Source organism: Cellulomonas fimi (genome assembly GCF_012952065.1).
In the GTDB taxonomy this organism is placed as follows: domain Bacteria; phylum Actinomycetota; class Actinomycetes; order Actinomycetales; family Cellulomonadaceae; genus Pengzhenrongella; species Pengzhenrongella fimi_A.
On the sequence record NZ_JABCJJ010000023.1, the window covers coordinates 1 to 26,699 of the forward strand.

General features: G+C 73.8%; 30 protein-coding genes. 23 read left to right on the forward strand and 7 right to left on the reverse strand.

Going from position 1 to position 26,699, the window contains the following annotated elements:
- A partial coding sequence (locus HIR71_RS16480; protein ID WP_211374160.1) for a hypothetical protein occupies positions 1–193 on the forward strand: 193 nt, incomplete at its 5' end.
- A gap of 80 nt (positions 194–273) precedes the next feature.
- Here HIR71_RS16480 and HIR71_RS17250 read toward each other — a convergent pair.
- Complete coding sequence (locus tag HIR71_RS17250; protein ID WP_282959295.1) at positions 274–399, reverse strand: hypothetical protein; 126 nt, start codon at positions 397–399, stop codon at positions 274–276.
- Positions 400–669: 270 nt separating this feature from the next.
- Between HIR71_RS17250 and HIR71_RS12695 the strand changes: the two genes are divergently transcribed.
- The 7 genes from HIR71_RS12695 to HIR71_RS12725 all read left to right on the forward strand — a co-directional run bounded on the left by HIR71_RS12695 (position 670) and on the right by HIR71_RS12725 (position 7,785).
- Positions 670–1,629 carry a hypothetical protein gene (locus HIR71_RS12695; protein ID WP_169325445.1) on the forward strand — a complete coding sequence of 320 codons (960 nt, stop codon included), beginning with the start codon at positions 670–672 and terminating at the stop codon, positions 1,627–1,629.
- Positions 1,630–1,638: 9 nt separating this feature from the next.
- The gene (locus tag HIR71_RS12700; RefSeq protein WP_169325446.1) at positions 1,639–1,899 is read left to right on the forward strand and encodes a hypothetical protein; all 261 of its coding nucleotides are present in this window, start codon (positions 1,639–1,641) and stop codon (positions 1,897–1,899) included.
- Positions 1,900–2,308: 409 nt separating this feature from the next.
- Positions 2,309–3,358, forward strand: coding sequence for an extracellular solute-binding protein (locus HIR71_RS12705; protein WP_169325447.1), 1,050 nt, complete (start codon positions 2,309–2,311; stop codon positions 3,356–3,358).
- An 83-nt stretch (positions 3,359–3,441) separates the two neighbouring features.
- Positions 3,442–5,001 (forward strand): ABC transporter permease, encoded by a 1,560-nt coding sequence (locus tag HIR71_RS12710; RefSeq protein WP_169325448.1) that lies wholly within the window; start codon positions 3,442–3,444, stop codon positions 4,999–5,001.
- A complete protein-coding gene (locus HIR71_RS12715; RefSeq protein WP_169325449.1) occupies positions 4,998–6,038 on the forward strand; it encodes an ABC transporter ATP-binding protein in 1,041 nt (346 codons plus the stop codon). Before HIR71_RS12710 ends, HIR71_RS12715 begins: the two co-directional genes overlap by 4 nt.
- A gap of 76 nt (positions 6,039–6,114) precedes the next feature.
- Positions 6,115–6,867, forward strand: a complete 753-nt coding sequence (locus tag HIR71_RS12720) for an MBL fold metallo-hydrolase (RefSeq protein ID WP_169325450.1) — start codon at positions 6,115–6,117, stop codon at positions 6,865–6,867.
- A 93-nt stretch (positions 6,868–6,960) separates the two neighbouring features.
- Positions 6,961–7,785: a DUF72 domain-containing protein gene (locus tag HIR71_RS12725; protein ID WP_169325451.1), complete on the forward strand. Its 825-nt coding sequence runs from the start codon at positions 6,961–6,963 to the stop codon at positions 7,783–7,785.
- A 51-nt stretch (positions 7,786–7,836) separates the two neighbouring features.
- On the opposite strand, the gene HIR71_RS12730 is transcribed toward HIR71_RS12725, so the two are convergent.
- Entirely contained in the window at positions 7,837–8,202 is a 366-nt protein-coding gene (locus tag HIR71_RS12730) for a GntR family transcriptional regulator (RefSeq protein ID WP_169325452.1), read from the reverse strand.
- Positions 8,199–8,516 (reverse strand): hypothetical protein, encoded by a 318-nt coding sequence (locus tag HIR71_RS12735; RefSeq protein WP_169325453.1) that lies wholly within the window; start codon positions 8,514–8,516, stop codon positions 8,199–8,201. The genes HIR71_RS12730 and HIR71_RS12735 overlap by 4 nt, the downstream gene beginning before the upstream one ends.
- Before the next feature lie 102 nt (positions 8,517–8,618).
- Between HIR71_RS12735 and HIR71_RS12740 the strand changes: the two genes are divergently transcribed.
- From HIR71_RS12740 to HIR71_RS12760, 5 genes are all read left to right on the forward strand, one after another.
- Positions 8,619–9,389: an ABC transporter ATP-binding protein gene (locus tag HIR71_RS12740; protein ID WP_169325454.1), complete on the forward strand. Its 771-nt coding sequence runs from the start codon at positions 8,619–8,621 to the stop codon at positions 9,387–9,389.
- On the forward strand, positions 9,365–10,954 hold the full coding sequence (locus HIR71_RS12745; protein ID WP_169325455.1) for a hypothetical protein: 1,590 nt from the start codon (positions 9,365–9,367) through the stop codon (positions 10,952–10,954). The genes HIR71_RS12740 and HIR71_RS12745 overlap by 25 nt, the downstream gene beginning before the upstream one ends.
- Before the next feature lie 44 nt (positions 10,955–10,998).
- Positions 10,999–11,358 carry a DUF3039 domain-containing protein gene (locus HIR71_RS12750; RefSeq protein ID WP_169325456.1) on the forward strand — a complete coding sequence of 120 codons (360 nt, stop codon included), beginning with the start codon at positions 10,999–11,001 and terminating at the stop codon, positions 11,356–11,358.
- Positions 11,355–13,187 (forward strand): DEAD/DEAH box helicase, encoded by a 1,833-nt coding sequence (locus tag HIR71_RS12755; protein ID WP_169325457.1) that lies wholly within the window; start codon positions 11,355–11,357, stop codon positions 13,185–13,187. Before HIR71_RS12750 ends, HIR71_RS12755 begins: the two co-directional genes overlap by 4 nt.
- Positions 13,188–13,321: 134 nt before the next feature.
- On the forward strand, positions 13,322–13,477 hold the full coding sequence (locus HIR71_RS12760; RefSeq protein WP_169325458.1) for a hypothetical protein: 156 nt from the start codon (positions 13,322–13,324) through the stop codon (positions 13,475–13,477).
- A 1-nt stretch (position 13,478) separates the two neighbouring features.
- On the opposite strand, the gene HIR71_RS12765 is transcribed toward HIR71_RS12760, so the two are convergent.
- A complete protein-coding gene (locus HIR71_RS12765) occupies positions 13,479–14,876 on the reverse strand; it encodes a nicotinate phosphoribosyltransferase (RefSeq protein WP_169325459.1) in 1,398 nt (465 codons plus the stop codon).
- Between the two features lie 137 nt (positions 14,877–15,013).
- Here HIR71_RS12765 and clpS point away from each other — a divergent pair, with 137 nt between their 5' ends.
- The 4 genes from clpS (at position 15,014) to HIR71_RS12785 (ending at position 17,726) form a co-directional block, all read left to right on the forward strand.
- Positions 15,014–15,298 (forward strand): ATP-dependent Clp protease adapter ClpS, encoded by a 285-nt coding sequence (clpS, locus tag HIR71_RS12770; RefSeq protein WP_211374166.1) that lies wholly within the window; start codon positions 15,014–15,016, stop codon positions 15,296–15,298.
- Entirely contained in the window at positions 15,299–16,057 is a 759-nt protein-coding gene (locus HIR71_RS12775) for a DUF2017 family protein (RefSeq protein ID WP_169325461.1), read from the forward strand.
- 68 nt (positions 16,058–16,125) lie between these two features.
- Entirely contained in the window at positions 16,126–16,941 is an 816-nt protein-coding gene (murI, locus tag HIR71_RS12780; RefSeq protein WP_169325462.1) for a glutamate racemase, read from the forward strand.
- A complete protein-coding gene (locus HIR71_RS12785) occupies positions 16,938–17,726 on the forward strand; it encodes an MBL fold metallo-hydrolase (RefSeq protein ID WP_169325463.1) in 789 nt (262 codons plus the stop codon). Before murI ends, HIR71_RS12785 begins: the two co-directional genes overlap by 4 nt.
- A gap of 206 nt (positions 17,727–17,932) precedes the next feature.
- Here HIR71_RS12785 and HIR71_RS12790 read toward each other — a convergent pair whose 3' ends face one another.
- Complete coding sequence (locus HIR71_RS12790) at positions 17,933–18,607, reverse strand: TetR/AcrR family transcriptional regulator (RefSeq protein WP_169325464.1); 675 nt, start codon at positions 18,605–18,607, stop codon at positions 17,933–17,935.
- A gap of 120 nt (positions 18,608–18,727) precedes the next feature.
- Here HIR71_RS12790 and HIR71_RS12795 point away from each other — a divergent pair, with 120 nt between their 5' ends.
- Together HIR71_RS12795 and HIR71_RS12800 are read left to right on the forward strand one after the other, a co-directional pair.
- Positions 18,728–19,768, forward strand: a complete 1,041-nt coding sequence (locus tag HIR71_RS12795) for an NAD(P)-dependent alcohol dehydrogenase (protein ID WP_169325465.1) — start codon at positions 18,728–18,730, stop codon at positions 19,766–19,768.
- A gap of 96 nt (positions 19,769–19,864) precedes the next feature.
- Positions 19,865–20,335: a DUF6326 family protein gene (locus tag HIR71_RS12800; protein WP_169325466.1), complete on the forward strand. Its 471-nt coding sequence runs from the start codon at positions 19,865–19,867 to the stop codon at positions 20,333–20,335.
- A 7-nt stretch (positions 20,336–20,342) separates the two neighbouring features.
- Here the strand turns inward: HIR71_RS12800 and HIR71_RS12805 are convergent, their stop codons facing one another.
- Complete coding sequence (locus tag HIR71_RS12805; protein WP_169325467.1) at positions 20,343–21,275, reverse strand: aldo/keto reductase; 933 nt, start codon at positions 21,273–21,275, stop codon at positions 20,343–20,345.
- A 161-nt stretch (positions 21,276–21,436) separates the two neighbouring features.
- On the opposite strand from HIR71_RS12805, the gene rph reads away from it, so the two are divergent.
- Positions 21,437–22,204, forward strand: coding sequence for a ribonuclease PH (rph, locus tag HIR71_RS12810; protein WP_169325468.1), 768 nt, complete (start codon positions 21,437–21,439; stop codon positions 22,202–22,204).
- 17 nt (positions 22,205–22,221) lie between these two features.
- A complete protein-coding gene (gene rdgB / locus HIR71_RS12815) occupies positions 22,222–22,875 on the forward strand; it encodes an RdgB/HAM1 family non-canonical purine NTP pyrophosphatase (protein ID WP_311836265.1) in 654 nt (217 codons plus the stop codon).
- Here rdgB and HIR71_RS12820 read toward each other — a convergent pair.
- Entirely contained in the window at positions 22,811–23,278 is a 468-nt protein-coding gene (locus HIR71_RS12820) for a DUF3054 domain-containing protein (protein WP_169325470.1), read from the reverse strand. The two genes, rdgB and HIR71_RS12820, sit on opposite strands and share 65 nt — an antisense overlap.
- A 93-nt stretch (positions 23,279–23,371) precedes the next feature.
- Here HIR71_RS12820 and HIR71_RS12825 point away from each other — a divergent pair, with 93 nt between their 5' ends.
- Together HIR71_RS12825 and HIR71_RS17535 are read left to right on the forward strand one after the other, a co-directional pair.
- A complete protein-coding gene (locus HIR71_RS12825; protein WP_169325483.1) occupies positions 23,372–25,003 on the forward strand; it encodes an ABC-F family ATP-binding cassette domain-containing protein in 1,632 nt (543 codons plus the stop codon).
- Positions 25,004–25,019: 16 nt separating this feature from the next.
- Positions 25,020–26,690: a CoA transferase gene (locus tag HIR71_RS17535; protein WP_169325471.1), complete on the forward strand. Its 1,671-nt coding sequence runs from the start codon at positions 25,020–25,022 to the stop codon at positions 26,688–26,690.
- Positions 26,691–26,699: the final 9 nt, after the last annotated feature.

The window sequence follows — 26,699 nt, forward strand, 5'->3', positions numbered from 1 at the left end:
CGCCTACGACCAAGGACCATCAGTGGAAAAGCCGGGCAGACCGGCGAACACCACACACCCGAGAACCACCACCGCCGTCCCGGCCCAGATCAACGAGCGAGCCACGGCCCATCGGTGGATCGAGGCTGAACCGCCCCGGGTTCAGTGGAGGCTCGGTTCTCTGGTTTCCAGGTTCGTCGACGAGCTGACTTGACGGTAGTGGTTGGTCTCGTGCTCGCTCGGTGGGAAGTCGCCGAGCTCGGTGTGCAGGCGGCGGGTGTTGAACCGGTCGACTCAGTCCAGGGTCGCGATCTCGACGTCGTCCAGCGTCCGCCAGGGCACGCGACGACGGATGAGCTCGGTCTCGAACAGCCCGATGGTCGACTCGGCGAGGGCGTTGATGCTCCTAATAGCTGTCAAGCGGCGCGTGCGGCGCCTGTGGCTGCTGAGCGGAGGGTCGGATGGTGGCCCAGAGCTCGCGGGCGAGGTGGCGCTTGAGGCGGCGGATGATCTCGGATTTCCTCTTGCCGTCGGTGATACGTCGGGCTGTCGCCGTCACGAATCTCACTACCCACACCGCCTAGGACCGTACGAGTCACCGGGCTCATGACCAGGGAAATACCCCTATTGACCCAACGTGTCCACCCCTGCCAGTCTGCGGGCGCAACGGGAACCCAATCGAAGGAGATCATGCACCTCGACACCCGCAGTCCGCGCACCACCGTCGCCGCGGCCGCCGCCGTGGCCATGCTTCTCACCCTGACCGTCGGCCCTCCCGCCCAGGCAGCCGACCACTTCGACGAGGTGGCCGACCTCATCTCACGGGTCGGCCCCGACCAGGGCACCGTCGTCCCGGCGACCGCGCTACCTGGCGGCGACCTCACGGCGGTCGCGTCCGGCGTGCACGCCACGATCCCCACGGACCCGTCCGCCGAGCTACTGCTGAGCAAGCCTGCCGACGTCGCCATGCCGCAGCTAGCAGTGAATCTGCCTGCTGAACTCAACCTCAGCAAGGGCGGCGTTGCTAGGGACGGCACGGTGGTCTACAAGGGCAAGGGGAAGGGCAAGGGCGTCGACGCCGCAGTGCAGGTCCTCGACGACGGCTCGATGCGCGTGCAGACGATCATCCGCAACGCGAAGGCGGCGCACTCGTTCACCTACACGTTCGGTGACGATGTGAAGGTCGCTGAAGGCTCGAACGGCGAGGTGGCGCTGGTCACCGACACCGCTGACGGCGGCGTGGCGATCGCGGAGGTCGGCGCCGCGTGGGCCGTCGACGCGAACGGCGCCCCAGTCGCCACGCGCTACGAGGTGCAGGCCAATTCCCTCGTGCAGGTGATCGGGGCCGACGCGAGCACGGCGTACCCCGTGACCGCGGACCCGCGGTGGAAGTGGTTCGCCGCGGCGTGGTCGGCGAAGTTTAACAAGCCTGAAACCCGCGACTTCGCCAACGCGGGCAGCGCGATCGCCATGTGTGGGGTGTTCGGGAAGTACGGACTTCCGGCGTTGGGGTTCTGCGCTTTCTACGCGGGCTACATCAACGCGCAGGCGAACATCGCCAGGGGCGCCGGCCAGTGCATCGCGATCACGGTCACCCCGCCGCCGTTGGTGTACCGGTACAATGACAGGGACTGCTTCGGTAGCTACTAGGAGCCCCTGATGACGCGGTGGCATGACCCGACGCCGGCGCTGCGGAGCACTCCGTGGCGATCGGCCCTCTCAACGGTTGCCACGGTGGTGGTCGCCATCGTCGCGGTGGCGCTCTACGGCGCGGGTGCCCACGGGTTGCTGTGGGCGGTCATGGGTGTCTACGTCGCCGTGCTGTACGTCGTCGCAGGTGAGATGGAGACGCGGGACATACTGCGCGCCGCTTCGCAGGAACCATCCCCGGATGACCAGCGGGCGCCGACGCCCCACTGAGCACGACGGAGCGGCCCGCCGCGGACGTCCGCGGCGGGCCGCTCCGTCGTGCGTCAGGACGACGCCGGTGTCGGCGGGTCGACCGCGCCCAGTCGCCCTCAACTCATCCGAGGTCGATCATGACGCTTCAGTTGATGAAGCCTTCCGGGCCCATTGCTGCAGGGCGCATTCAAGGCGGCTCTGCGGCATGGTCATCTGCCGGGCGTCGCCCCGGCGGCCGCGTGCCGGACCGGATGAGCCCGAGCAACTGGTTCTCGTCGGGGCGAGTGCGCATGTTCACGAGGGCACCACGTCGGCAGCGGGGGGACTCCGGCGGGAGTGACTCAGGCCACAGGCCGCGGGCTTTCCCAGGTAAGGCTTACCTGAGTAAGGTTCACCTCGCCCCGCTGACCACTCTCAGGAGACTTTCGTGCGACGTTCCCGCCTGCTGGTGCCCGCCCTCGTCGTCGCGGTCGCCGCGACGCTGGCCGCGTGCGGGGGGTCGTCCCCCGAGGACGGCGACGGGGCGCGGGCGGGCGGCTCGCAGGACGCGCTCGTCATCTACTCCGGGCGCAATGAGAACCTGGTCGAGCCGGTGCTCGAGAAGCTCGAGGAGGCCGTCGGGGTACCCGTCGAGGTGCGGTACGCGTCCTCGAGCGAGCTCGCCGCGCAGCTCCTCGAGGAGGGGGACGCGACCGAGGCGGACGTGTTCTTCAGCCAGGACGCCGGCGCCCTCGGCGCGCTGGCCAAGGCCGACATGCTCGCGCCGCTCGACCCCGCCGTCACGGACCTCGTGCCCACGGAGTACCGCGACGCGGAGGGCCGCTGGGTGGCCACGAGCGCGCGTGCGCGGGTCCTCGCGTACGACCCCGAGCAGGTGCCGGGCATCGACCAGATCACGTCGATCGACCAGATCCTCGCGCCCGAGTTCAAGGGCAAGCTCGCGTACGCGCCGAGCAACGCGAGCTTCCACGCCTTCGTGACCGCGCTGCGCGTGGACCGCGGCGAGGAGGGTGCCCGGCAGTGGCTCGAGGCGTTCGCCGCGCAGGACCCGAAGGCGTACGACAACAACATCGCCGTGCTCGACGCGGTCGACTCGGGCGAGGCTGCCCTCGGGCTGATCAACCACTACTACTGGTACGAGAAGGTCGCCGAGCTGGGCGAGGACGAGGTCAACGCCCGGATCCACTTCCTCGACAGCGACGACCCCGGGGCGCTCGTGAACGTCGCCGGCGCCGGCGTCCTGGCCGGTTCGGACAAGGCCGAGGCCGCCGCGGCCGCGGTCGCGTACCTGCTCTCCGACGAGGCCCAGCAGTACTTCGCCGACAAGACCGCGGAGTTCCCCGTGGTCGCCGGCATCACGAGCACGGAGTTCGAGCTCGCGCCGCTCGCCGAGCTCGACTCGCACCAGATCGACCTCAACGAGCTGGACTCGCTCGAGACGACGCTCGAGCTGCTGGCGGACGTGGGGCTGACCTGATCCTCGCCCCGCACCTGACCCGACCCCGGCCCGCGCGCCGGGACGCCGAGCGGCCCCCCGCTGCCCTCGTCGTCCCGGCGTGCGTGGCCGGGGCCGTCGCGCTGCTGCCGCTGGTCTACCTCGTGATCCGCGCCTCGGAGGGTGGCGCTGCGACGGCCGTGGACGTCCTGCTGCGCGAGCGGACCTTCTGGCTCGTCGCGCGCAGCGTGGGGCTCGCCGCCGCGGTCACCGCCGCGTGCGTGGTCGTCGGCGTCACGCTCGCCTGGCTCACCACGCGCACCGACCTGCCCGGGCGGCGGACGTTCGGCGTGCTGGCGGCGCTGCCCCTCGCGGTGCCGAGCTACGTCGCGGCGTACGCGTGGATCTCCGCGCTGCCGGGCCTCGCGGGCTTCTGGGGCACGTTCCTGGTCATGACCGCGTGCACCTACCCCTACGTGTACCTGCCGGTGGTCGCCGCACTGCGGCGCACGGACCCCGCGCTCGAGGAGGTCTCGCGGTCGCTGGGCCGCTCGGCCCGGCAGACGTTCCTGGCCGTGACCGTCCGCCAGGTGCGCCCTGCCGCGGCCGCGGGGGCCCTGCTCGTCGCGCTCTACGTGCTCTCCGACTTCGGCGCGCCGTCGCTCCTGCGGTACGACGTGTTCACGCGGGTCATCCACGCCTCGTACCGCTCGAGCTTCGACCGCACGCCGGCCGCGCTGCTCTCGCTGCTGCTCGTGGCCCTCACGATCGCGATCACGGTGGCCGAGTCGCGCTCGCGCGGGCGGGCGAGCCAGGCGCGGGTCGGCGGCGGGGTCGCCCGGGTCGCGGCGACGGTGCGGCTCGGTGCGTGGCGCGGTCCTGCGGTCGGGGCCTGCGTCGCGGTCGCCGCCGTGGCGCTCGCGTTCCCGGCCGCCTCGCTCACGTTCTGGCTGGTCCGCGGGTCGTCGGCGGCCTTCGAGCCGGGCAGGCTCGTGGCGGCGGGTCTCGCGACGGCGGGCGTCTCGGTGCTCGGCGCCCTGCTCACGACGACGCTCGCCGTCCCGGTCGGCGTGCTCGTCGCCCGGTTCCGTGGTCGCGGCGTGCGGACGCTCGAGCACGCGACGTTCGCGGGGCACGCGCTGCCGGGCATCGTCGTCGCGCTGTCGCTCGTCTTCTTCGGCGTGCGGTTCGCCCGACCGGTCTACCAGGAGACGCCGCTGCTCGTCGTCGCCTACGCGGTCCTGTTCCTGCCCGCCGCGGTCGGGGCCGTGCGGGCGTCGGTCGCGCTGAGCCCGCGCCGGCTCGAGGAGGTGTCGCGCTCGCTCGGTCACGGCCCGTGGTCCTCCATGCGACGCGTGACCCTCCCGCTCGCCGGCCCCGGCGTGGCCGCCGGTGCTGCGCTCGTGCTGCTCTCGTGCATGAAGGAGCTGCCCGCGACGCTCCTGCTGCGCCCGACCGGCATGGACACCCTCGCCACGCGGCTCTGGACCGAGACGGGGACCGGCGCCTACGCCGCAGCCGCGCCCTACGCCGTCCTGCTCGTGCTGCTCGCGGCGGTGCCCACGTTCCTGCTCACGACGGCGCACGCGCGCCTCGGCCGGGACCCCGCCGTGCTCGCCGGGACGCCCCCGGGTGCCGAGCCGGCACCCGTCCCTGCTCCTGCCCTGGAAGGACGATCCCGGTGAGCCTGCTCGAGGTCCGCGGTGTCCGGAAGTCGTTCGATGACCTGGAGGTGCTGCGCGGCGTCGACCTCGACGTGCCGTCCGGGGCGCTCGTCGCCGTGCTCGGCCCGTCGGGCTGCGGCAAGACGACGCTGCTCCGGGTGATCGCGGGGTTCGAGCGCGCCGGTGCCGGCACGGTCTCCGTCGGCGGTCGCCTCCTCACTGCGCCGCCCGGGACGCACGTCGCGCCCGAGAAGCGCCGCATCGCCGTCGTGCCCCAGGAGGGGGCGCTGTTCCCGCACCTCACGGTTGCCGACAACGTCGCGTACGGGCTGCGGCGTCGCGACCCGCGGCGCGGTCGCCGGGTGTCGGAGCTGCTCGAGCTGGTCGGGCTCGAGGGGTACGAGCGGCGCATGCCCGCCGAGCTCTCGGGGGGTCAGCAGCAGCGCGTCGCGCTCGCGCGGGCGCTCGCCCCGGAGCCGCAGGTCGTGCTCCTCGACGAACCCTTCTCTGCGCTCGACGCCGCGCTGCGGGCGAGCGTGCGCGCCGACGTCCGGGCCGCGCTCCGCGCCACGGGGGCCACCGGCTTCCTCGTGACGCACGACCAGGAGGAGGCCCTGTCGACCGCCGACGTCGTCGCGGTCATGCGCGACGGCGTCGTCGTGCAGGCCGGGACGCCGGAGCAGGTCTACCGCGCCCCGCACGACCTCGACGTGGCGCGCTTCGTGGGCGAGGCCGTGGTGCTCGCCGCGACGGTGGCCGGCGGCGTCGCGCGCACCCCGCTGGGCGAGCTGCGGCCCGCGCCCGGCTGCGTGGACGGGAGCGGGACCCTCGTGGTGCGGCCCGAGCAGGTGCACCTCGTGGCGTGCGACGTCGGCGTGCCGGCGCGCGTCGTGGACACCGTGTTCTACGGGCACGATGCCAGCGTGCTGCTCGAGGTCGACGGGGAGGGCGGGGCGCCGCTGCCCGTGCTCTGCCGGCTGCAGGGCGACCTGCCGGTCACCGAGCGCGTCGGGCTCCGGGTGGACGGTCCGGTCTCGTGGTTCCCGCGCGCGTCGTGAGGTTCGCGGCGTTAGCGTGACGGCTGCGCGGGTGGCGCGCGAGGGAGCGCGCACCGCGACCCGACGGGAGGACGCCATGCTGACGACCCGGGTGGCCGACGGGGTCCACCGGCTCGAGCACGCGCACGTGAACTGCTACCTGATCGAGGACGGCGGCCGGCTGACGCTGGTCGACGCCGGGCTCCCCGCGATGTGGTCGCTGCTCCACGAGGCGCTGCGCGAGCTCGGCCACGAGCCGCGGGACATCGCCGCGATCGCGCTGACGCACGCGCACTTCGACCACGTCGGGTTCGCCGCGCGCGCCCAGCGCGAGCTGCGCGTGCCGATCTGGGTCCACGCCGACGACGCGTACCTGGCCGCGCACCCGTACCGCTACAGCCACGAGCGGCTGCGCAGCACGTACCCCCTGCGCTACCCCCGCGCGATCCCGATCCTCGCCACCATGACGCGGGCGGGCGCGCTCGCGGTCAAGGGAGTGCGTGGCCTGCGCACCTACGACCTCGACGGCGGAGTCGGGACGCTCGACGTGCCGGGCTCGCCACGGGTGCTGTTCACACCCGGCCACACGTTCGGGCACTGCGCGCTGCACCTGCCGGAGCGCGACGTGGTGATCAGCGGGGACGCGCTCGTGACGCTCGACCCGTACACCGGGCGGACCGGCCCGCACATCGTGGCCGGCGCCGCCACGGCGAACAGCAGCCGGGCGCTCGCATCGCTCGACGCCCTCGCCGCGACGGGGGCGTCCGTGGTGCTCCCCGGGCACGGCGAGCCCTGGGCGGACGGGGCGGTCGACGCCGTCGCACGCGCACGGCGTGCCGGCGCGGCTTGACGGGTGCTTCCGTCGTGCCAGGCGAAGCATCCCGCGTACCGTCCGACAGCCGTTCACCAGGAAGGACCGGGGCCGCGCTCCTAGGCTCGGTCGGTGGCTGCCGTCCGCGTCGGGATCTCGGGGTGGCGGTACGCGCCCTGGCGCGGCTCGTTCTACCCGCGCGGGCTCCCGCAGCGCGCGGAGCTGGAGTACGCGTCCGCGCACCTGAACTCGATCGAGATCAACGGCTCCTTCTACTCGCTGCAGCGGCCGGCGAGCTACCAGGCCTGGTACGCGCAGACCCCGCCCGGGTTCGTCTTCGCGGTCAAGGGTCCGCGCTTCGTGACCCACATGAAGAAGCTGGCCGACGTCGAGGCGCCGCTGGCCAACTTCTTCGCCTCGGGCGTCCTGGCGCTGGGGGACAAGCTCGGACCGGTTCTCTGGCAGCTGCCGCCCATGCTCGGGTTCGACGCCGCGCGCCTGGCCGCCTTCTTCGACCTGCTCCCGCGCACGACCGCCGACGCCGCGCGGCTCGCCACGAGGCACGACGCGCGCCTGGAGGGGCGCGCCTGGACGACGACCGATGCCGACCGCCCGCTGCGGCACGCGCTCGAGGTCCGGCACGCCTCGTACGAGCAGCCGGCCTTCGTCGAGCTGCTCCGCGCGCACGACATCGGGCTGGTCGTGGCCGACACGGCGGGGAAGTGGCCGTTCATGCTCGACGTCACGTCGGACTTCGTCTACGTCCGCCTCCACGGCGCCGAGGAGCTCTACGTGAGCGGGTACGACGACGCCGCGCTCGACGCCTGGGCCGACCGCGTCCGCGCGTGGAGCGCGGGCAACGCCGCCGCCGAGCGCGACGTCTACGTCTACTTCGACAACGACGTCAAGGTGCGCGCGCCGTTCGACGCGATGGCCCTGGCTCGCCGTCTCGGGTAGCGGCCGCCCGGACGTGCCTCGCAGCCCGGCCGGGGTCCGCGCCCGGCCGGGTCAGGCCTGCGCGACCTTGAGCGCGTCGCGCACCCAGCGCAGCGCCTCGGCGTCCTCGAGCCCGAGCTCGCGGGCCCGGCGCGCGTAGTCCAGCGCCGCGGCCAGCGCGGCGCGATCACCCGCAGCACCCGTGGCGGCCACGAACGTGCCGTGCCGACCGCGCGTCTCGACGACGCCCGCCTGCTCGAGCTCCCGGTACGCGCGGGCCGCGGTGTTGGCCGCGACCCCGAGGTCGTCGGCCAGCCGGCGCACCGTCGGGAGCCGGGTCCCCGGGACGAGCGTCCCGGAGCGGACGGCCGCCGCGACCTGGCCGCGGATCTGCTCGTACGGCGGGACCGGCGAGCGGGGGTCGACGGCGAGGATCATCGGGTCGCCCCTGCCGCGCGGCCGGTCGCGGCGGCCGGTGCCGGGGTGGACGGCCACAGGGTCTGGCGGAAGTGGCGCGCGGGGCGGTCGATGGCGATCGCGGCACCGACCGCCCAGCCGCCGAGGCCCGCGAGCGAGCGCGCCCGCACCCGGTGCAGCACGTCGTCGTGCATCGCGGACGTCGGCGCCAGATCCACCATTCGGGCGAACGTGGTGGCCGCGCGCTGCTGGGCGGCGGGGCGACGCAGGTCGGCTGCGGCCACCAGCACGGCGAGCGCAACCGCCACCAACCCGATGATCTCGGACGTGCTCATCGGCACGGGCTCCTCGGGTGGCGTCGGACGGCGGTTGTGCCGAGCGTTGTGCCAATGTAGCACTACAGAGTAGCGCCCGGTGGAGCGGGTTACTCTCCGCGGATGACTGCCCTCGCGCCCGCCCTGAGCCTGCGGGGCCTGGCCAGGCGGTTCGGCGCCACGATCGCGGTCGCGGGGCTCGACCTCGACATCCCGAGCGGCTCCTTCTACGGCGTCGTCGGCCCGAACGGCGCCGGCAAGACGACCACCCTCTCAATGGCGACGGGCCTGCTCGTCCCCGATGCGGGGCGCGTGCTCGTGCACGGCGTCGACCTCTGGGCGGACCCGCACGCGGCGCGCCCCCTGCTGGGCGTGCTGCTCGACGGCCTGCGCACGTTCGACCGCCTCACCGGTGCCGAGCTGATCAGCTACGCCGGGCTGCTGCGCGGGATGCCCGCCGACGTTGTGCGCGAGCGTCGCGACGACCTCCTGGCCGCGCTGGACCTGCGGGCGGCCGCGGGCCTGCTGGTGGCCGACTACTCCGCGGGCATGACGAAGAAGGTCGCGCTCGCGTGCGCCCTGGTCCACGCGCCGCGCCTCCTCGTGCTGGACGAGCCGTTCGAGGCGGTGGACCCGGTGTCGGCCACGGCGATCCGCGGCATCCTGACCCGGTTCGTCGCGGCGGGCGGCACGGTGGTGCTGTCGAGCCACGTGATGGCGCTGGTCGAGCGGCTGTGCGACCACGTGGCGGTGGTCGCCGCGGGCCGCGTCGTGGAGGCCGGGACGCTCGACGAGGTGCGCCGCGGCATCGACCTCGAGGACCGGTTCGTCGGTCTCCTCGGTGGGGCCGTCCCCGAGCAGGAGCTCGCGTGGTTGCGACCGTCGTCCGCCTGAAGCTCACGCTCCTGCGGAACACGCTGCGACGCGACCGGTGGCGGGTCGTGCTGCTCGCTCTCGGCGCCGTGTGGGCGCTCGGGGCGGTGCCCTCGGTCCTGGGCGGGGCGCTGTTCCTCGCTCGGCAGGACGTCTCGGTGCGGCACGACATGCTGGTCGTCGTCGGCACGGTGCTGGTGACCGGCTGGGCGGTCGTGCCGGTGCTCGTCTTCGGCTCGGACGACACCCTCGAGCCCGCGCGGTTCGCGACCTTCGGCGTCCGGGTGCGCCGCCTGGTCCCCGGGCTCCTGGTCGCCTCCGTCCTCACGGTGCCTGCGCTGTTCACGGCCGTCGTGTGCGCGAGCGCCGTGGTGGCCTGGGGGAGCGCGGGCACCGCGGCCGCGGTGGTCGCGGCGGCGGGGGCCGTGCTCGCGCTGGCGACGTGCCTGCTCGCCGCGCGCATCACGACCACGGCGGCGGCGCGGATGCTGGGCAGCCGACGCGCACGCGAGCTGAGCGCCGTCACCGCCGCGGTCGTCGTCACGTCCGCGCTCCCGCTCGCGTTCGGGATCGGCGGGCTCGGCCTCGAGGGCACCCTCGAACGCGTTCCGGGAATCGCCCGCGTGCTCGGCTGGACCCCGCTCGCCCTCGCGTGGGCGGCTCCCGCGTCCGCCGCCGACGGCGACACCCTGGGTGCCGTGTCGCGGCTCGCCCTCGCCTCGGCGTGGGTCGTGCTGGGCGCGGTCGCGTGGGGCCTGCTGATCCGGCGGCGCCTGGTGAACCCGTCCGAGGGCTCGGGTCGTTCGCGTCGCCAGGTCGACGCGCTGCTGACCGGGTCGCGGCTCGGCGCCGCGTCCCGCGAGCGGATCGCCGCGCGCGCGATCGGCGTCCGGGCCCGCCGGTACTGGGTCACCGATCCCCGCTTCGTCACGGCGCTCGTCTCGTTGCTCGTCCTCCCGGCGCTCATCACCGTCCTGCTCGCGACCGTGGTCGACGTGCCGGGGATCGTCGCGATCGCGCTCGGGCCGCTGCTCGGCGCGACGCTCGGCTGGGGGCGCCACAACGACCTCGCGTTCGACGGGTCAGCGTTCTGGCTGCACGTGGTCAGCGGGACCACCGGCCGCGTGGACCGGTGGGGCCGGCTGCTCGGCCTGCTGGGCTGGGGCGTCCCGCTCGTGGTGGCCGGCAGCCTGGCCGGCGTGGCGGTCGCCCGCCGGCCCGACCTGCTCCCGGCGACGCTCGGGCTCGCGCTCGGGCTGCTCGCTGCCGGGCTGGCCGTCTCGGCCGTCACGAGCGTCGCGCTCCCGTACCCCGTCCCGGCCGCGGGCGCCAGCCCGTTCGCGAGCGAGGCCGGCGCGATCGGCGCGAGCATGGCGGCGCAGCTGGTCGCGTCCGCCGCGACGGCGGTCGTGGCGCTCCCGGTGCTCGTGGCGTTCGCCCTCGCGGTGGCGTGGCAGCCCGCGATCGGGTGGGTGGTGCTCGCGCTCGGCGCGGGTGGGGGAGCGGTCGCGGTGCGGGCCGGGGTGGTCCTGGGCGGCCGGGTCTACGACGCGCGTGCGGTCCGACTTCTCGCTCGTCTCCGGTGAGCGAGCCGCCGGTCTGTCACAGGGCCCGTCGTAGACTCGTCGCCATGAGCGAGCCGCTTCCCCCCGCCACCGGCCCCGACGACCCGTTCGGTGAACCGGGCGGAGCCGGCGGCACCTCGACGAGCATCCTCGAGCGCGAGGAGACCACCGAGCAGGTGGAGCCGGGGGACCACGAACGGTTCGCGCACTACGTCCGCAAGGACAAGATCCTCGGCTCTGCGCTCTCGGGAAAGCCGGTCATCGCGCTGTGCGGCAAGGTGTGGGTGCCGGGCCGGGACCCGAACAAGTTCCCGGTCTGCCCCATCTGCAAGGAGATCTACGACGGTCTCCGCGCGCCGCAGGACGGCGGCCCGGGCGGCTCGGGCAGCGGTTCTGGTGGCAGCGGCGCCGCCGGCGGCAAGTGAGCGCCGCGCACCGCCAGGGCGCACGTTCCGCATCGGCCGCATCCTCGTCGGCTGCCTCGCACCTCTCGCCTGCCTTCCCCGGCCGTGCGCCGTGGGGCACCGCGCAGAAGCTGCGTGCGTGGCAGGCCGCCGCCCTGGACCAGTACCGCTCGCAGGCGCCGCGCGACTTCCTCGCCGTCGCGACCCCGGGCGCCGGCAAGACGACGTTCGCCCTGCGGATCGCCACCGAGCTGCTCGAGGCCGGGGCTGTCCGGCGCGTCACCGTCGTCGCGCCCACCGAGCACCTCAAGAAGCAGTGGGCCGACGCCGCCGCACGGGTCGGTATCCGCCTCGACGCGAACTTCCGCAACGCGCAGGGTCGCACGGGAGCCCACTACGACGGCGTGACGCTGACGTACGCGCAGGTCGCCATGAAACCCGCGCTCCACGCGGCCCGGACGGCGGCGGCGCCGACCCTCGTCATCCTCGACGAGGTGCACCACGGCGGCGACGCGTTGTCCTGGGGCGACGGCATCCGGGAGGCGTTCGAGGGGGCCACCCGCCGCCTGAGCCTGACGGGGACGCCCTTCCGCTCGGACACCGCCGCGATCCCGTTCGTGCGGTACGAGCGGGACGCGCAGGGCATCCGGCGGAGCTCGCCGGACTACAGCTACGCCTACGGTGACGCGTTGCGCGACCACGTCGTGCGCCCGGTGATCTTCCTGACGTACTCGGGCCAGATGCGCTGGCGCACCAAGGCCGGGGACGAGGTGAGCGCCCGGCTGGGCGAGCCCCTCACCAAAGACATGACCGCGCAGGCGTGGCGGACGGCGCTCGACCCGAACGGCGAGTGGATCCCGTCCGTCCTCGCCGCGGCCGACCGGCGGCTCACGGAGGTGCGACGGACCGTCCCTGACGCGGGGGCGATGATCATCGCGACCGACCAGGCAGACGCACGTGCGTACGCCGGTCACCTCGCCCGGCTCACGGGCGAGTCGCCCACGGTCGTGCTCTCGGACGACTCGGGCGCGGACACGGGACCGTCCGAGGCGATCGACGCGTTCTCGGCGGGCGACTCCCGCTGGCTCGTCGCGGTCCGCATGGTGTCGGAGGGCGTCGACGTGCCCCGGCTCGCCGTCGGGGTGTACGCGACCTCGACCGCGACCCCGCTGTTCTTCGCCCAGGCGGTCGGGCGGTTCGTCCGTGCGCGGCGTCGCGGGGAGACCGCCTCGGTGTTCCTCCCGAGCGTGCCGCCGCTGCTCGAGCTCGCCGGCACGCTCGAGGCCGAGCGGGACCACGCGCTGGACCGGCCGCTGACCGGTGCCGAGGCAGGCGACCTGTTCAACCCCGAGGACGCGCTGCTCGCCGCGGCGAACGCACGCGACTCGGGACCCGATGCGGTGGGACCGGACGGGCTGCAGGGCGCGTTCGAGGCGCTCGAGGCCCAGGCGTCGTTCGACCGCGTGCTGTTCGACGGCGGCGAGTTCGGCACCGGGGCCGACGTGGGGTCGGAGGAGGAGCTCGACTTCCTCGGCCTGCCCGGCCTGCTCGAGCCGGACCAGGTGACGACGCTGCTCCGGCAGCGTCAGGCCGACCAGCTCACGGCCCGGCGCAGCCGTGGCACGCCGAGCGATCCGGCCCCCGAGGTCGACCACCGCCGCCTGGCGGAGCTGCGCAAGGAGCTGGCCGCCCTGGTGTCGGCGTGGGCACGGCGCAGCGGGCAGCCGCACGGGTCGGTGCACGCCGAGCTCCGCCGTCGCAGCGGCGGGCCCGAGGTCCCGCTCGCGACCGTCGACCAGCTCGAGGCACGCGTGGCGCTCGTCCGGACGTGGTTCGTGGGCAAGCGCTGACCGCCCAGCTGCGAACAACGTTTGAACAACCCTTGGCGCGTTTCAAGATGCGTGATCGCTTCAGTGGTGCGATCCTGTCGTCAGCACTACCCCGCCGGGACCCCCGCGCGGGCCCCGGAGTGAAAGGGCGACTCATGCCTACCTGGCTCATCCTCATCATCATCGGTGCTGTGCTGCTCATCCTCGGGGTCGCGACCGGAATCGGTCAGTGGCTCATCTGGATCGGTGTCGCCGTCCTCGTCGTGAGCCTGATCCTCGCTCTCGTGGGCCGCGGCAGCTCGCGCGTGTAGCTCAGCCGTCGATCTCGACCAGCACGGTCGGGATCGCGGCCTCGTCGGCGGAGAGGCGCCGGGCACCCCGTGGCAGCTCGGCACGGGAGGTCCGGTGCCTCTCTGCTGCGAGGTTGACCCCCGCTGGACCGGTCCACCGCGTGTCGATCGCGCCGGCCTGCACCAGCGGGACCTGGAGCGGGCGGAGGTCGACCGTCTCCGGGGCCCACGCGGCGACCGCGGCGTCCGGGCCGCCCACGAGCACCTCCTCGCTCGCCCGCCCCTGCGCGTCCAGCCGGCGTGCCGCCTTCTTGCGTCCGCCCACGCTCACCTTGCTGCTCGAGGTCTTGGCGACCGGCGCCATCACGCCGTCGGCCCCCTCGCGCGCGACGAGCTTGTAGACCATGCCGCACGTCGGTGCGCCGGACCCCGTCACCACGGAGGTCCCGACGCCGTAGCTGTCGACCGGCGCCGCGGCCAGGGCCGCGATGGCGTACTCGTCGAGGTCGGACGTCACGACGATCTTGGTGCCGGTGGCCCCCAGCTGGTCGAGCTGGCGACGGACGTCCTGCGCGAGCGAGAGCAGGTCGCCGGAGTCCAGGCGGACCGCGCCGAGACCAGGCCCGGCGGCTGCGACGGCCGCCTCGACGCCCTTGCGGACGTCGTACGTGTCCACGAGCAGCGTGGTGCCCTTGCCCTGCGAGGCGACCTGGGAGACGAAGGCCGACTCCTCGTCGTCGTGCAGGAGCGTGAAGGCGTGGGCCGCGGTGCCGGTCGTGGGCAGCCCCCACCGACGCCCCGCCTCGAGGTTGGACGTCGCCGCGAACCCGGCGATCACGGTCGCCCTCGCCGCGGCGACCGCCGCGGCCTCGTGCGCCCGCCGGGCCCCCATCTCGATCACGGGACGGTCGACGGCGGCGCTCGTCATGCGGGACGCGGCCGACGCGACCGCCGAGTCGTAGTTGAGGATCGACAGGACGAGCGTCTCGAGCAGCACGGCCTCGGCGAACGTCCCGTCGACGACGAGCACCGGTGAGCCCGGGAAGAAGACCTCTCCCTCGGCGTACCCGTGGATGTCGCCGGTGAACCGGTAGCCCTCGAGGAAGGCGAGCGTCCGGTCGTCCACCACGCGCTCGCTCGCGAGCCACTCGAGCTCGGCCGGGCCGAACCGGAAGTCCGCGATCGCCTCGAGCAGGCGCCCGGTGCCTGCGAGCACGCCGTAGCGTCGGCCGGCCGGCAGGCGCCGCGTGAACACCTCGAACACGCAGTGCCGGTGAGCCGTCCCGTCGGCGAGCGCGCCCTGCAGCATCGTCAGCTCGTAGCGGTCGGTGAGCAGGGCGGTGCTGGGCCGCGCGGGCTCCACGGGGGTGGTGCGGGCGACCGCGGGGCGGGCGGGGGTCGAGGGCTCCGGTGCGCTCATGGGCCTCACGCTAGGGCTCGCGCCCGCCGCGCGCCGCTGATGTCCGCCGGACGTCGTCGGGCGGGGGTCCGCCGGACGTCGTCGGGCAGGGGTCCCACGGCGGCGAGCGACCCACCTACAGTGGACGCGTGCCCGTGCTGACCTCTCCCGACCAGGACCTCCGGGTCGACGAGGAGCAACGGCTCGCCGACGCGTGGGTCACCCTCGTCTGGAACGACCCGGTCAACCTCATGAGCTATGTCGCGTACGTCTTCCGGTCGTACTTCGGCTACCCCGAGGAGAAGGCGACGCGGCTCATGCGGCAGGTGCACGAGGAGGGTCGGGCGGTCGTGTCGTCGGGGAACCGCGAGCAGATGGAGGTGGACGTGCAGGCGATGCACTCCTTCGGGCTGTGGGCGACGCTCCAGCAGGGTGGGGTCTGAGTGCGGGCGTTCCGATGGCGCGACGGGCGCTACGTCGCAGGTCTCGACGGGGCCGAGCGTGAGGTGCTCGCGACCGTGGTCGCCGACGTCGCGGAGCTGCTCGGTGCCGAGCGGTTCGGCCGCGCGGAGGGCGGGGTGCCCGACGGCGCGACGGACGGTGCGGACGACGTCGCCCGGGCGGACCGCGGGTCGGGCGCGACCCCGCACCCGCTCGGCCTCGCGCTGAACCCCGACTCGGTGCCGGCGCCGACGGACCCGGCCGTCCGTCGTCTGCTCCCGGACGCCTCGGACGACCGTGAGCTCGCGGCCGAGTTCCGCCGGCTCACCGACCAGGACCTGCGCCGGGTCAAGATCGACCGGCTCAGGTCGCTGTGGGACGCACTCGTCGCGGAGCCGGGCCCGGCGTCGGGCAGCGACTCCGCGAGGACCTCCGGGCACGCCGGCGCCGACGCGGAGCTCGCGATCCGGCCGGAGGAGGCGCCTGCGGTCGCCGCGACGCTCACCGACCTGCGCCTCGTGCTCGCGGACCGCCTGGGCATCGAGTCCGACGAGGACTCCGAGGCCCTCTACGACGCGCTGGACCGGCGCGAGCTCGAGGACCAGCTCGACGAGGTCGGCGGGGCAGGGCCTTCGCGGTCCGGGCGGAGCGCGCGCGAGGAGCTCGAGGCGGAGCTCCGCGACTACCTCGGCTCCGTCTACGCGGCGCTGACCTGGCTCCAGGAGTCGCTGCTGACGGTGATGGTCGACGACCTGCCGTGAGTCCCCGCCCCTCGGCACCGCCCGTGTCAGGACCGCCCGTGTCAGGACCGCCCAGTAGGCTCGCCCTCGTGAACGACGCGCCTATCGGCATCTTCGACTCCGGCGTCGGCGGGCTCACGGTCGCCCGGGCGATCCTCGATCAGCTGCCTCATGAGTCGCTGCTCTACATCGGGGACACGGCGAACACGCCGTACGGCCCGAAGCCGCTCGCCGCCGTGCGCGCGCACGCGCTCGAGGTCATGGACGACCTGGTGGACCAGGGCGTCAAGATGCTCGTCATCGCCTGCAACAGCGCGTCCGCGGCGGTGCTCCGCGACGCGCGTGAGCGGTACACGAGGCGCCACGGGCTCCCGGTCGTCGAGGTGATCCTCCCCGCCGCGCGCAGGGCGGTCGCCGCGACGAAGACCGGACGTGTCGGCGTCATCGGGACCCGCGCGACGATCGAGTCCCACGCCTACGAGGACGCCTTCGCGGTCGCGAGCCGGCTCGAGCTGACCACGCAGGCGTGCCCGCGGTTCGTCGAGCTCGTCGAGGCGGGGATCACGTCGGGTCCCGAGGCTCTCGCGGTGGCGCACGAGTACCTCGACCCGGTGCGCGAGGCCGGGGTCGACACCCTGGTGCTCGGCTGCACGCACTACCCGTTGCTGACCGGCGTGATCTCGTACGTCATGGGAGACGAGGTGACCCTCGTCTCGAGCGCCGAGGAGACGGCCAAGGACGTGTACCGCACGCTCGTCGCGCACGACCTCGAGCGGTCCGCGGCGGTCGGCGAGCCGGTGCACCGGTTCCTCGCCACGGGCGACGCGGAGTCGTTCCACCGGCTCGCGCGCCGGTTCCTGGGACCCGAGGTGGCGACCGTCGAGGCAGCCAGGGCGGTGCGGTGAGGCTCACGGTGGTGGGCTGCGCGGGCTCGTTCCCGAGCGCCGAGTCCGCCGCCTCGAGCTACCTCGTCGAGGCCGACGACGCCGCGGGCCGCACGTGGCGCGTCGTGCTCGACCTCGGCAACGGCGCGCTCGGCCCGCTCCAGCGGTACTGCGACCCGGCGGAGCTCGACGCGGTCGCCGTCTCGCACCTGCACGCCGACCACGCCGCCGACCTCGTGGTGCTCGGCGTGTACCGCCGCTACCGCCCGACCGGGCCCTGCCCGCCGGTGCGGGTGCTCGGGCCGGAGGGCACGACGGAGCGCGTGGCGCAGATGGCGGGTTCGGACCCGGCGACGGACACGTCCGCGCAGTTCGCCGTCGGCGAGTGGCACGAGGGGGTGCCCGTCGACATCGGTCCGCTGCGGCTCGAGCCGGTCGCGATGCTGCACCCCGTGCCCGCGTTCGGCGTCCGCGTCACCGGCCCGGCCGAGCACGAGCCGGGTCGTCGCGTCACGCTCGCCTACACCGGTGACACCGACGCGTGCGCCGGGCTCGATGCGCTCGCCACGGGCGTCGACCTCCTCCTCGCAGAGGCCGGGTTCATCGAGGGGCGCGACGACGCCGCCCGCGGGATCCACCTGACCGGCCGCCGGGCCGGCGAGGCGGCGACGACCGGCGGTGCCGCGCGACTCGTCCTCACGCACCTCGTGCCCTGGAACGACCCGGCCGTGAGCATGGCCGAGGCCCGGGAGGTCTACGCGGGCCCGATCGAGCTCGCCGTCCCCGGCGCGGTCTACCGGCTCTGACCCGAGTGCTCCGATCGCAGGCGTGTCGGGCGCCGCGCTCCGCCGCGCGTCGACATCGGCTCGTGCCGAGGACCGCGCAAAGCGGGTGAGCTCGCGGGGCGGGCGCCGGGGGCCCGTGTCCGCAGAGCACATGGGTCGCACTCGAGCCAGCCTTCCGAGTCCTCGTGCCGTGTGTCTGAGGGCCGCGCGACGCTCCGTGAGCGTCGCTAGGCGGAGGCTCTCAGGGGCTCGAGGGCGGCGAGGACGAGGTCGAGGCCGAACATGAACTCCTCGGCCGGGTCGAAGCCGGCAGCGACGAGCGCCGCGGCGGACTCGTTGAGGTAGGGGAACTCGTCAGGAGGAAGCTGGGGCAGGAAGACGTCCTCGATGATGTCCGCGAGCTCATCGGCGGTGTCGAACGGCAGGCTGGCTTCCTGCAGGGCAAACCCGTAGATGTAGCTGTCGAGCAACCAGTTGGCGTGCGTCGCCATCAGAACCGGGAAGCCGGCCCTCCGCAGGCAGGCGGTGACCGCCTCGTGGTGGCGGAGGTTCGCGGGCCCCGGCGATGTCCGCGACTCGATCAGGCCGTTCGCCCACGGGTGGCGTGCCAGGACCTGTCGGGCGGAGACCGCCCGCCGTCGCATCGCCGACTGCCAGTCGGTCTCCTCGGGCGGGAGCTCGATCTCCTCGTACACGGCGTCGATCATGGCGTCCAGCAGCTCCTCCTTGCTCGCCACGTAGTGGTAGAGCGACATCGCGCCCGCGCCGAGCGCGCCGGCCAGCCGGCGCATGCTCAGCCCGTCGACCCCCTCGCGGTCGGCGAGCCGGATCGCCTCGACCACCACCCGCTGCTTGCTCAGTCCCGCGTCTGACGCGACCTGGCGTTGTTCCCTCGCGGACACAGATCGTCTCCTTGCTCCCTCGAACGGCTTGACAACCGTACAGCGTACGAGCACAGTACAGTGTACGACGTACGGTGTACGAGCCAGCGGGGGCCGCGGCTCCGACGTGAGGAGGCTTCTATGGGAACCGAACAGGGATCGAGTGCCGGAGCGCGCCTGGTGCTGGGCGCGAGTCCGGGCGGGGCGGCGACGATGCGGGCCGCCGTCCAGCACCGCTACGGCCTGCCCTCAGTGCTCGAGACGTCCGAGGTCGGGCTACCGATGCCCGGGCGAGGCGATGTGCTCGTCCAGGTGGGCGCGGCCTCAGTACATCCCGGCGACTACTTCGTCATGACCGGCGAGCCGTACATGGTGCGCCTGGCGTTCGGGCTCCGCCGGCCGCGCCACGGCATCCCTGGCATGGACCTCGCCGGCGTGGTGGCCGCGGTCGGGAAGGATGTCACCGCTTTCCGCCCCGGCGACAAGGTGTTCGGCTGGAGCACCGCGGGAGCGCTCGCGGAGTACGCCTGCGTCCCGGCGCACAAGCTCGTGTCCGTGCCTGCCACCCTGTCGGTGGTGGACGCGGCAGCGGTGCCCACGTCGGCCATGACGGCGTTGCAGGCATTGCGTGACATCGCGAACGTCCGACCGGGCCAGACGGTGCTGGTCACGGGCGCGTCGGGCGGCGTGGGCTCCTTCGCCGTACAGATCGCCAAGGCGTTCGGCGCCGAGGTGACGGGGGTGTGCAGCACCCGCAACGTCGACCTGGTCCGGTCGCTCGGTGCCGACCACGTCGTCGACTACTCGAGGACCGACTTCACCCGCACCGATGATCGCTACGACGTCATCCTCGACAACGTGGAAGCCCAGCCCCTGGCTGCTGTCCGCCGAGCGCTGGCGCCCGCCGGCACCCTCATCCCCAACAGCGGACGCGGCGGCCGCTGGTTCGGCCCCCTCGGTCGGATCGTCCGAGCGCGCGCGCTGTCCGGGTTCACCCGTCAGCGGCTGAGGCCCTTCACGTCGGTCGGGAAGCGCCAGGACCTGCTCACCCTGGTCGACCTCCTCGCGACCGGGCAGGTCACGCCCGTCATCGACCGTACCTACCCCCTCGACGAAGCAGCCGACGCCCTGCGCTACGTCGGGGCCGGCCACACCCGAGGGAAGGTCGTCGTCACCGTCTGACGACCGGACCGACGAGAACGACCCCACCCGTGCGTATGCGCGCCCAGACCTGCCGCCACTCCGGCGGACGGACCGCTCCTCTCGAAAGAAGAACCGATGACCATCCGAACGAACACCCCGAAACTGCTCGACGACCCGCCGGTCCCCGTGCAGGCCACGCTCGCGGCAGCCTGGACCAGCCTCATGTTCCTCGTCATCTACATCGACTACTTCCACCTCTACCAGCCGGGGGAGATCGACGTGATCCGGGGTGGCGACATCTTTGCGTTCGACATCACCCCGACGTTGATGACCATCATCTTCGTGGTCATAGGGATCCCGGCCCTCATGGTGATGCTCTCCAGGACGCTGCCCGCCCGGGTGAACCGCGCCACGAACCTCGTCGTGGCATCGCTCTACATCCCGGTCATGGTGTTCAACGCGGCAGGGGCGTCCTGGGACTGGGCCTTCTACTACGCCCTCACCATCGGGCTCGAGGTGCTGATCCTGGCCTTCATCCTGCGCGCCGCCTGGACCTGGCCCCGCGGCGCGGCGTCGCGGCCGGGGTGGGTAGCGACATCGCGCTGATCCAGGATCAGGGCACCGTGTATCCGGCGGTGCGGAACAGCTCGTACCACTCGGCCCTGGTGAGCGGCAGGTCTGAGCCCTGTGCCGCACCGGCGACACGCTCAGGGGTGGTCGTGCCGAGGACGACCTGCATGCCCGCCGGGTGTCTCGTGATCCACGCGGTGGCCACCGCGATGGCCGGGACGTCGTACTGCGCCGCCAGCCGGTCGATCACCGCGTTCAGCTCGGGGTACTCGGGGTTGCCCAGGAACGGCCCGGTGAAGAAGCCGGCCTGGAACGGCGACCACGCCTGGACGGTGATGTCGTGCAGCCGGCAGTAGTCGAGCAGGCCTGAGCCGTCCCGCACGACGGACTGGTCGAGGTTCGCCATGTTGGCCGCGACACCCTGCGCCACCAACGGCGCGTGCGTGATCGACAGCTGCAGCTGATTCGCCACCAGCGGCTGGCTCACCGAGCGCTTGAGCAGCTCGATCTGGGCCGGCGTGTGGTTCGAGACCCCGAAGGCCCTCACCTTGCCTGCCGACTCGAGCTCGTCGAACGCGCGCGCCACCTCGTCCGGCTCGACGAGCGCGTCAGGGCGATGCAGGAGCAGCACGTCGATGCGGTCGGTGCCGAGCGCCTCCAGCGAGCCGTTCACCGACTCGATCAGGTGCTCGTAGGAGAAGTCGAAGTACGGGCCGTCGGGGACGATCCCTGCCTTGGTCTGGATCGTCCAGGCATCACGCTCGGACGGCGTCAGCTGCATCGCCTCGGCCCACCGGCGCTCACAGCCGTGCAGGGTGTCGCCGTAGACGTCGGCGTGGTCGACCATGTCGATGCCGCCGTCGCGCGCGGTCCGGACCAGGGTGCGGACCTCGTCGTCCGACTTCCCGTCGATGCGCATGAGGCCCAGGACGACGTTCGAGGCCGACATCCCGTGGGCCAGGTCGATGCTGCGCATGTCAACTCCTGTGAGGTCGGACGTTCTCGCGGACCCCCGCCGTCGAGGTCGCTCGAACGAGAAGACCGAGGACCCCGACCGAGGACCCCGACCGAGGACCCCGTCAGCATGCAGCACCCCGCGCAGCGGGACCAGCGCGACCCCCGGATAGGCTCGGACGCATGACCACGCCCACCACCGACACGTCCGCGCGCTCCGACGGCCGCCGTCCCGACGAGCTCCGCCCGGTCACGATCACCCGCCGCTGGCTCGACGCAGGCGAGGGCAGCGTCCTGGTCGAGTTCGGCGGCACCAAGGTGCTCTGCGTCGCTTCGTTCACCGAGGGGGTCCCGCGCTGGAAGAAGGGGTCCGGCCAGGGCTGGGTCACCGCGGAGTACGCGATGCTCCCGCGCGCGACGTCCACGCGGTCGGACCGCGAGTCGGTCAAGGGACGCGTGGGTGGCCGGACCCACGAGATCTCGCGCCTGATCGGCCGCTCGCTGCGCGCCGTCGTCGACGTCTCGGCGCTGGGGGAGAACACGCTCGTCCTCGACTGCGACGTGCTCCAGGCCGACGGCGGCACCCGGACCGCGGCGATCACCGGTGCCTGGGTGGCGCTGGCCGACGCCGTCGCGTGGGGTCAGCGTCGGGGCGCCATCAAGGGCTCCAGGCCGGTGCTGCGCGACTCGGTCGCCGCGGTGAGCGTCGGCATCGTCGACGGCGTCCCGGTGCTCGACCTGCCCTACGTCGAGGACGTGCGCGCGGAGACCGACATGAACGTCGTCGTGACCGGCTCGGGCCTGTTCGTCGAGGTCCAGGGCACGGCCGAGCAGGCGCCCTTCGACCGGCGCGAGCTCGACGCCATGCTCGAGCTCGCGGCCGCGGGCACCACCGAGCTCACCCGTCTCCAGCAGCTCGCGCTCGCGACGGACCCCGCCCCGCGACCGTGACCGGGTCGGCTCGCGTCGTGCTGGCCACGCACAACGCGCACAAGATCGGCGAGCTCCGCGCGATCCTCGCGCCGCTCCTGCCCGACCTCGCACCCGAGCACGTCGTCGGGGCGGGCGACGTCGGCGCGTCGGAGCCGGTCGAGGACGGCCTCACGTTCGCCGCGAACGCGCTGATCAAGGCGCGTGCGCTCGCGGCGTTCACGGGGCTGCCCGCGATCGCCGACGACTCGGGCCTCGCGGTGGACGTGCTCGGCGGGGCCCCGGGGATCTTCTCGGCGCGGTGGGCCGGGCGGCACGGCGACGACCGGGCGAACCTCGAGCTGCTCCTGGCGCAGCTGTCCGACGTCGCGCCCGAGCACCGCGGCGCCCAGTTCGTGTGCGCCGCCGCCCTGGTGCTCCCCGACGGGTCCGAGCACGTCGAGCACGGGTTCCTGCGGGGGTCGCTCGCGACCGCGCCACGCGGTGGGCACGGGTTCGGGTACGACCCCGTCCTCGTGCCGACCGGGTCGAACCGCACGACCGCGGAGCTCGCGCCGGGCGAGAAGAACGCGATCTCGCACCGCGGCGAGGCGTTCCGTGCGCTGGCCCCGGTGATCGCGGCCGTGCTCAGCGGCGAGCCGCTCCCGGCCCCGAGCCCGCGGGCGGTCCGGTCCGCCGACGAGCCGCGCTGATCCCGACGACGACGCCGCGCCAGCCGATGATCAGCAGCCCGAGCGCCGCCGCCGCGACCGCGAGGAACGCCGGGGCGCGGCCGTCGCCCGCGAGCCCGCGCAGCACCATGCCGAGCCCCCACGTCAGCGCCCAGATCGCGACCCCGCGCGGCCAGAGCTGCGCCGGCGCGCGCCACGCCCGGGTGACGACCCAGGCGACGACGAGGGCCGCGAGGAAGGGCCAGGCGATCCGCGCGACGTCGGCCAGGGCGTCGTCGCCGGAGTGCGAGGCGCGGCCGGCGACGGCGAACACCAGGACGCCGACCGCGTCGGCGGCCGCGGCGAGTCCCGCGCGGACGCGCCGAGGCGGTCCGGAGCGGGGTTCGGCGGGTGCGGTCGGGGAGTGCGAGGTGGTCGCGGCCATGACGCCGAACCTACTCGCCCCGCCGCGTGGGCCGGTCACCTCCGGGTGGGAGGTCCGGTGACGGCGGAGCCGGCACCCGTCGCGCCGGGCACGGTGCACCTCGTGGCCGACGACGTCGCGTTCGCCTACCCGGGGCGTCCCGTCCTGCGCGGCGTGAGTCTCGTCGTGGGCGCGGGGCAGCGCATCGGGGTCGTCGGCGAGAACGGCGCCGGCAAGTCGACGTTGCTCCAGGTGCTCGCGGGCGCGCTCGTGCCGCAGTCCGGGCAGGTGCGGTGTGCGGGCTCGCTCGCCGTGGTGACGCAGGAGCTCGAGCTCACGTCCGGCGCCACGGTGGGCACGCTCGTCGACGAGGCGCTCGCCTCGGTCCGCGAGGCCGGGGCCGCGCTCGAGCGGGCGGTCGACGAGTTCGACCACGCGACCGGCGAGCTGGGCGCCCTGACGGACGCCCTGGCCAGGGTCGACCACCTGGCGGGCTGGGACGCGGACCGGCGCATGGACGAGGCGCTCACCCGGTTCGGGGCACCCCGCGATCCCTGGCGGGCTCTCGCGGAGCTCAGCGTGGGGGAGCGCTACCGGGTGCGGCTCGCGTGCCGGATCGCGGCCCGCGCGGACGTCCTCCTGCTCGACGAGCCCACCAACCACCTCGACGAGGCAGGCATCGAGTACCTGACCGGGCAGCTGGGCGCGTGGCCCGGCGTCGTCGTCATCGTCACGCACGACCGCCGACTGCTCGACGACGTGATGACCGGGATCCTCGATCTCGATCCGTCGATGGACGGCCGGCCCGTGCTCTACGGCGCCACCCGGTACGCGACGTACCGGTTTGCGAAGGACCAGGCGCACCGACGCTGGCACCAGCGGTACTCGGCCGAGCAGAAGCAGCGGCAGGCGCTGCTGCGGCGCCTCGACGAGTCGTACGAGGGGCTCTCGGACGAGTGGCGTCCGCCCAAGGGCAGTGGCAAGCACCGCCGCGCCACGCACGCGCGCATCCACGTCAAGGCGGCGGACCGGCTCGTCGAGCGGCTCGAGGCGCACGCCGTCGAGCTGCCGGTGCCGCCCCTCGCGCTGGCGTTCCCGGACCTGCCGGCGATCCCCAGCGCGCTCGGTGGCACGCCGTCCGGCGAACCTCTGGTCGAGGTCAGGGCCCCGCTCGTCCGGGGGCGTCTCGACCTCGCGGGGACCCGGGTCTCGCTGCCGCCGTGCGGTCGGCTGCTGGTCACGGGGCCGAACGGGTCGGGCAAGTCGACGCTGCTCGCCGCGCTCGCCGGCACGGTGCCGCTCGACCGGGGCGCGCGCCGGATCGCGCCGGGCGTCCGCCTCGGTGTGCTGACGCAGGACGACCATGCCGCCCTCGCGGGCCTGGCGCCCACGGCGACCGGCTTCGACGCGTACGCCCGCTGGGCGCTCGACCTGCTCGCGGAGGGTGCCCTCGACCCCGAGCAGCTGGTTCCGGTCGCCTCGCTGGGCCTGTTGGCCGAGAGCGACCTCGACCGCCCGCTCGCGGACCTCTCGGTCGGCCAGCGACGGCGGTTCGAGCTCGCGCGGGCGCTTCTCGCCGCGCCGCACGTGCTCGTGCTCGACGAGCCGACGAACCACCTGTCCATCGGGCTCGTCGACGAGCTCACGGACGCGCTGCGGGCGACGTCGGCCGCCGTCGTCGTCGCGACCCACGACCGCAAGATGCGCGGCGACCTCGCGGACTGGCCGCAGCTGCGGCTCGCGTAGCCGCGTCTCGGTCGGGGTGCTCGACGCCGAGATCGTCCTCGTCGCGCGCTCCCGCACCGTTACGATCGAGCCCGATCCCCTCGCGACGCTCGCGATCGTCACCATCGAGGGCGCCGCGCTCCTCGCGGCGGTCGAGGGCCCTGAGCACCTGAACTGCCTCGTGAACGAGCCGTCGACCGGTTCCTCGCGCTCGTGCGGGCGGACGCGCACTGACATCGGATGGGACATCGGAGGGGCCTTCCATGGACGTCGCCCGCACAGAGCCGACCTGCGGGGCCGGTGCTGCCCCGCCTCCGGGACCGGGATCGTCGCCGTGCTGACCCGCGGCGAGCGCGCCGTCCTGCTCGGGCTTCAGCCGGACCTCGGACCGGACGCGTTCGAGGACCGTCTCTCACTCGTCGGGCACGGTTTCCTGCGATCCGCGTTCGCGGTGTCCGAGCTGGCGACGGCGTCGCTGTCTGCGGTCGCCCTCGCGCTCTCCGAGCTCGGCGACCGCCTCGGGCACGACCGTGCGGTCGAGGTCGACCGGGAGCTGTGCGACGCGTGGTTCGGCCTCCACGTCCGACCGATCGGATGGACCGCGCCGTCGGCGTGGGATCCGCTCTCGGGAGTCTTCGCGACGGTCGAGGGCTCGTGGATCCGCACCCACGCCAATGCGCCTCGTCATCGAAGCGCGCTGCTGACCGTCCTGGGTTGCGACCCGGATCAGCAGGCCGTCGCGAGAGCCATCCGGTCCTGGCGCGCCGAGGAGCTGGAGACGGCGATCATCGAGCGAGGCGGTGCCGCGGCCGCGTTGCGCACCGCCGCGGACTGGAAGCGCTCACCTGCCGGGCAGGCCGTCACGGCCGAGCCGCTCGTGAGGGCGCAGGCGGGCACGCGTCGCGACGGACCGTCCGCGTGGAGCCCCACCCCCACCCGGCCGCTCCGCGGTCTTCGCGTGCTGGACCTCACGCGCGTGATCGCGGGGCCGGCGTGCACGCAGGTGCTCGCCGGGCTCGGGGCGGATGTGCTGCGGATCGACCCGCCCGGGTGGGACGAACCGGCGGTGCTGCCCCTCGTGATGTGGAACAAGCGCTCGGCGCGTCTCGACGCGAAGGAGCCCGCCGGGGCGGCGCGGCTCCGCGACCTGCTCGCCGAGGCTGACGTCCTGGTGCACGGCTACCGCGCCGGCGCGCTCGACCGGCTCGGGTTGCCGTTCGCGGAGCGACAGCGGATCCGGCCCGGGCTGATCGAGGTCAGCGAACGGGCCTACGGCTGGAGCGGCCCGTGGGCAGAGCGGCGCGGGTTCGACTCCCTCGCTCAGTTCGCCACGGGCATCGCTCACACCGGGATGGTCTCGTCCGGCAGGCGCGAGCCGCTGTCGCTGCCCGTCCAGGCACTCGACTGGGCGACGGGGTACCTCGCGGCAGCCTGCGCCCTCACCGGTCTCGTCCGGCGGGTCGACACCGGCGCCGGATCGTCCTGGCACCTGTCGCTCGCACGGACCGCGCACGAGCTGCGACGACTCGATCGAGCCCCCGCGGTCGACGAGCTCTCCGCCGAGGCCCGGGAGCCACCGTCCCAGGTCGTCTCGACCCCGCACGGACAGGTGGCACTCGCCTCCTCACCGATCCGCGTGGGGGCAGCAGCCCTCGACCACTCCCGAGTCACCACGACACTCGGCATCCATCGGCCGGAGTGGCGGTGATGCCTGCAC

Bases quoted from the DNA above. Each gene is read 5' to 3' on its own strand.
- HIR71_RS12740 (WP_169325454.1), top strand. From the start codon at position 8,619: ATGACTGCCCTCGCGCCCGCCCTGAGCCTGCGGGGCCTGGCCAGGCGG.
- HIR71_RS12795 (WP_169325465.1), top strand. From the start codon at position 18,728: ATGGGAACCGAACAGGGATCGAGTGCCGGAGCGCGCCTGGTGCTGGGC.
- HIR71_RS12700 (WP_169325446.1), top strand. From the start codon at position 1,639: ATGACGCGGTGGCATGACCCGACGCCGGCGCTGCGGAGCACTCCGTGG.
- rph (WP_169325468.1), top strand. From the start codon at position 21,437: ATGACCACGCCCACCACCGACACGTCCGCGCGCTCCGACGGCCGCCGT.
- HIR71_RS12750 (WP_169325456.1), top strand. From the start codon at position 10,999: ATGAGCGAGCCGCTTCCCCCCGCCACCGGCCCCGACGACCCGTTCGGT.
- HIR71_RS12800 (WP_169325466.1), top strand. From the start codon at position 19,865: ATGACCATCCGAACGAACACCCCGAAACTGCTCGACGACCCGCCGGTC.
- HIR71_RS12735 (WP_169325453.1), bottom strand. From the start codon at position 8,516: ATGAGCACGTCCGAGATCATCGGGTTGGTGGCGGTTGCGCTCGCCGTG.
- HIR71_RS12695 (WP_169325445.1), top strand. From the start codon at position 670: ATGCACCTCGACACCCGCAGTCCGCGCACCACCGTCGCCGCGGCCGCC.
- HIR71_RS12805 (WP_169325467.1), bottom strand. From the start codon at position 21,275: ATGCGCAGCATCGACCTGGCCCACGGGATGTCGGCCTCGAACGTCGTC.
- HIR71_RS12765 (WP_169325459.1), bottom strand. From the start codon at position 14,876: ATGAGCGCACCGGAGCCCTCGACCCCCGCCCGCCCCGCGGTCGCCCGC.
- HIR71_RS12730 (WP_169325452.1), bottom strand. From the start codon at position 8,202: ATGATCCTCGCCGTCGACCCCCGCTCGCCGGTCCCGCCGTACGAGCAG.
- HIR71_RS12760 (WP_169325458.1), top strand. From the start codon at position 13,322: ATGCCTACCTGGCTCATCCTCATCATCATCGGTGCTGTGCTGCTCATC.
- HIR71_RS12720 (WP_169325450.1), top strand. From the start codon at position 6,115: ATGCTGACGACCCGGGTGGCCGACGGGGTCCACCGGCTCGAGCACGCG.
- HIR71_RS12820 (WP_169325470.1), bottom strand. From the start codon at position 23,278: ATGGCCGCGACCACCTCGCACTCCCCGACCGCACCCGCCGAACCCCGC.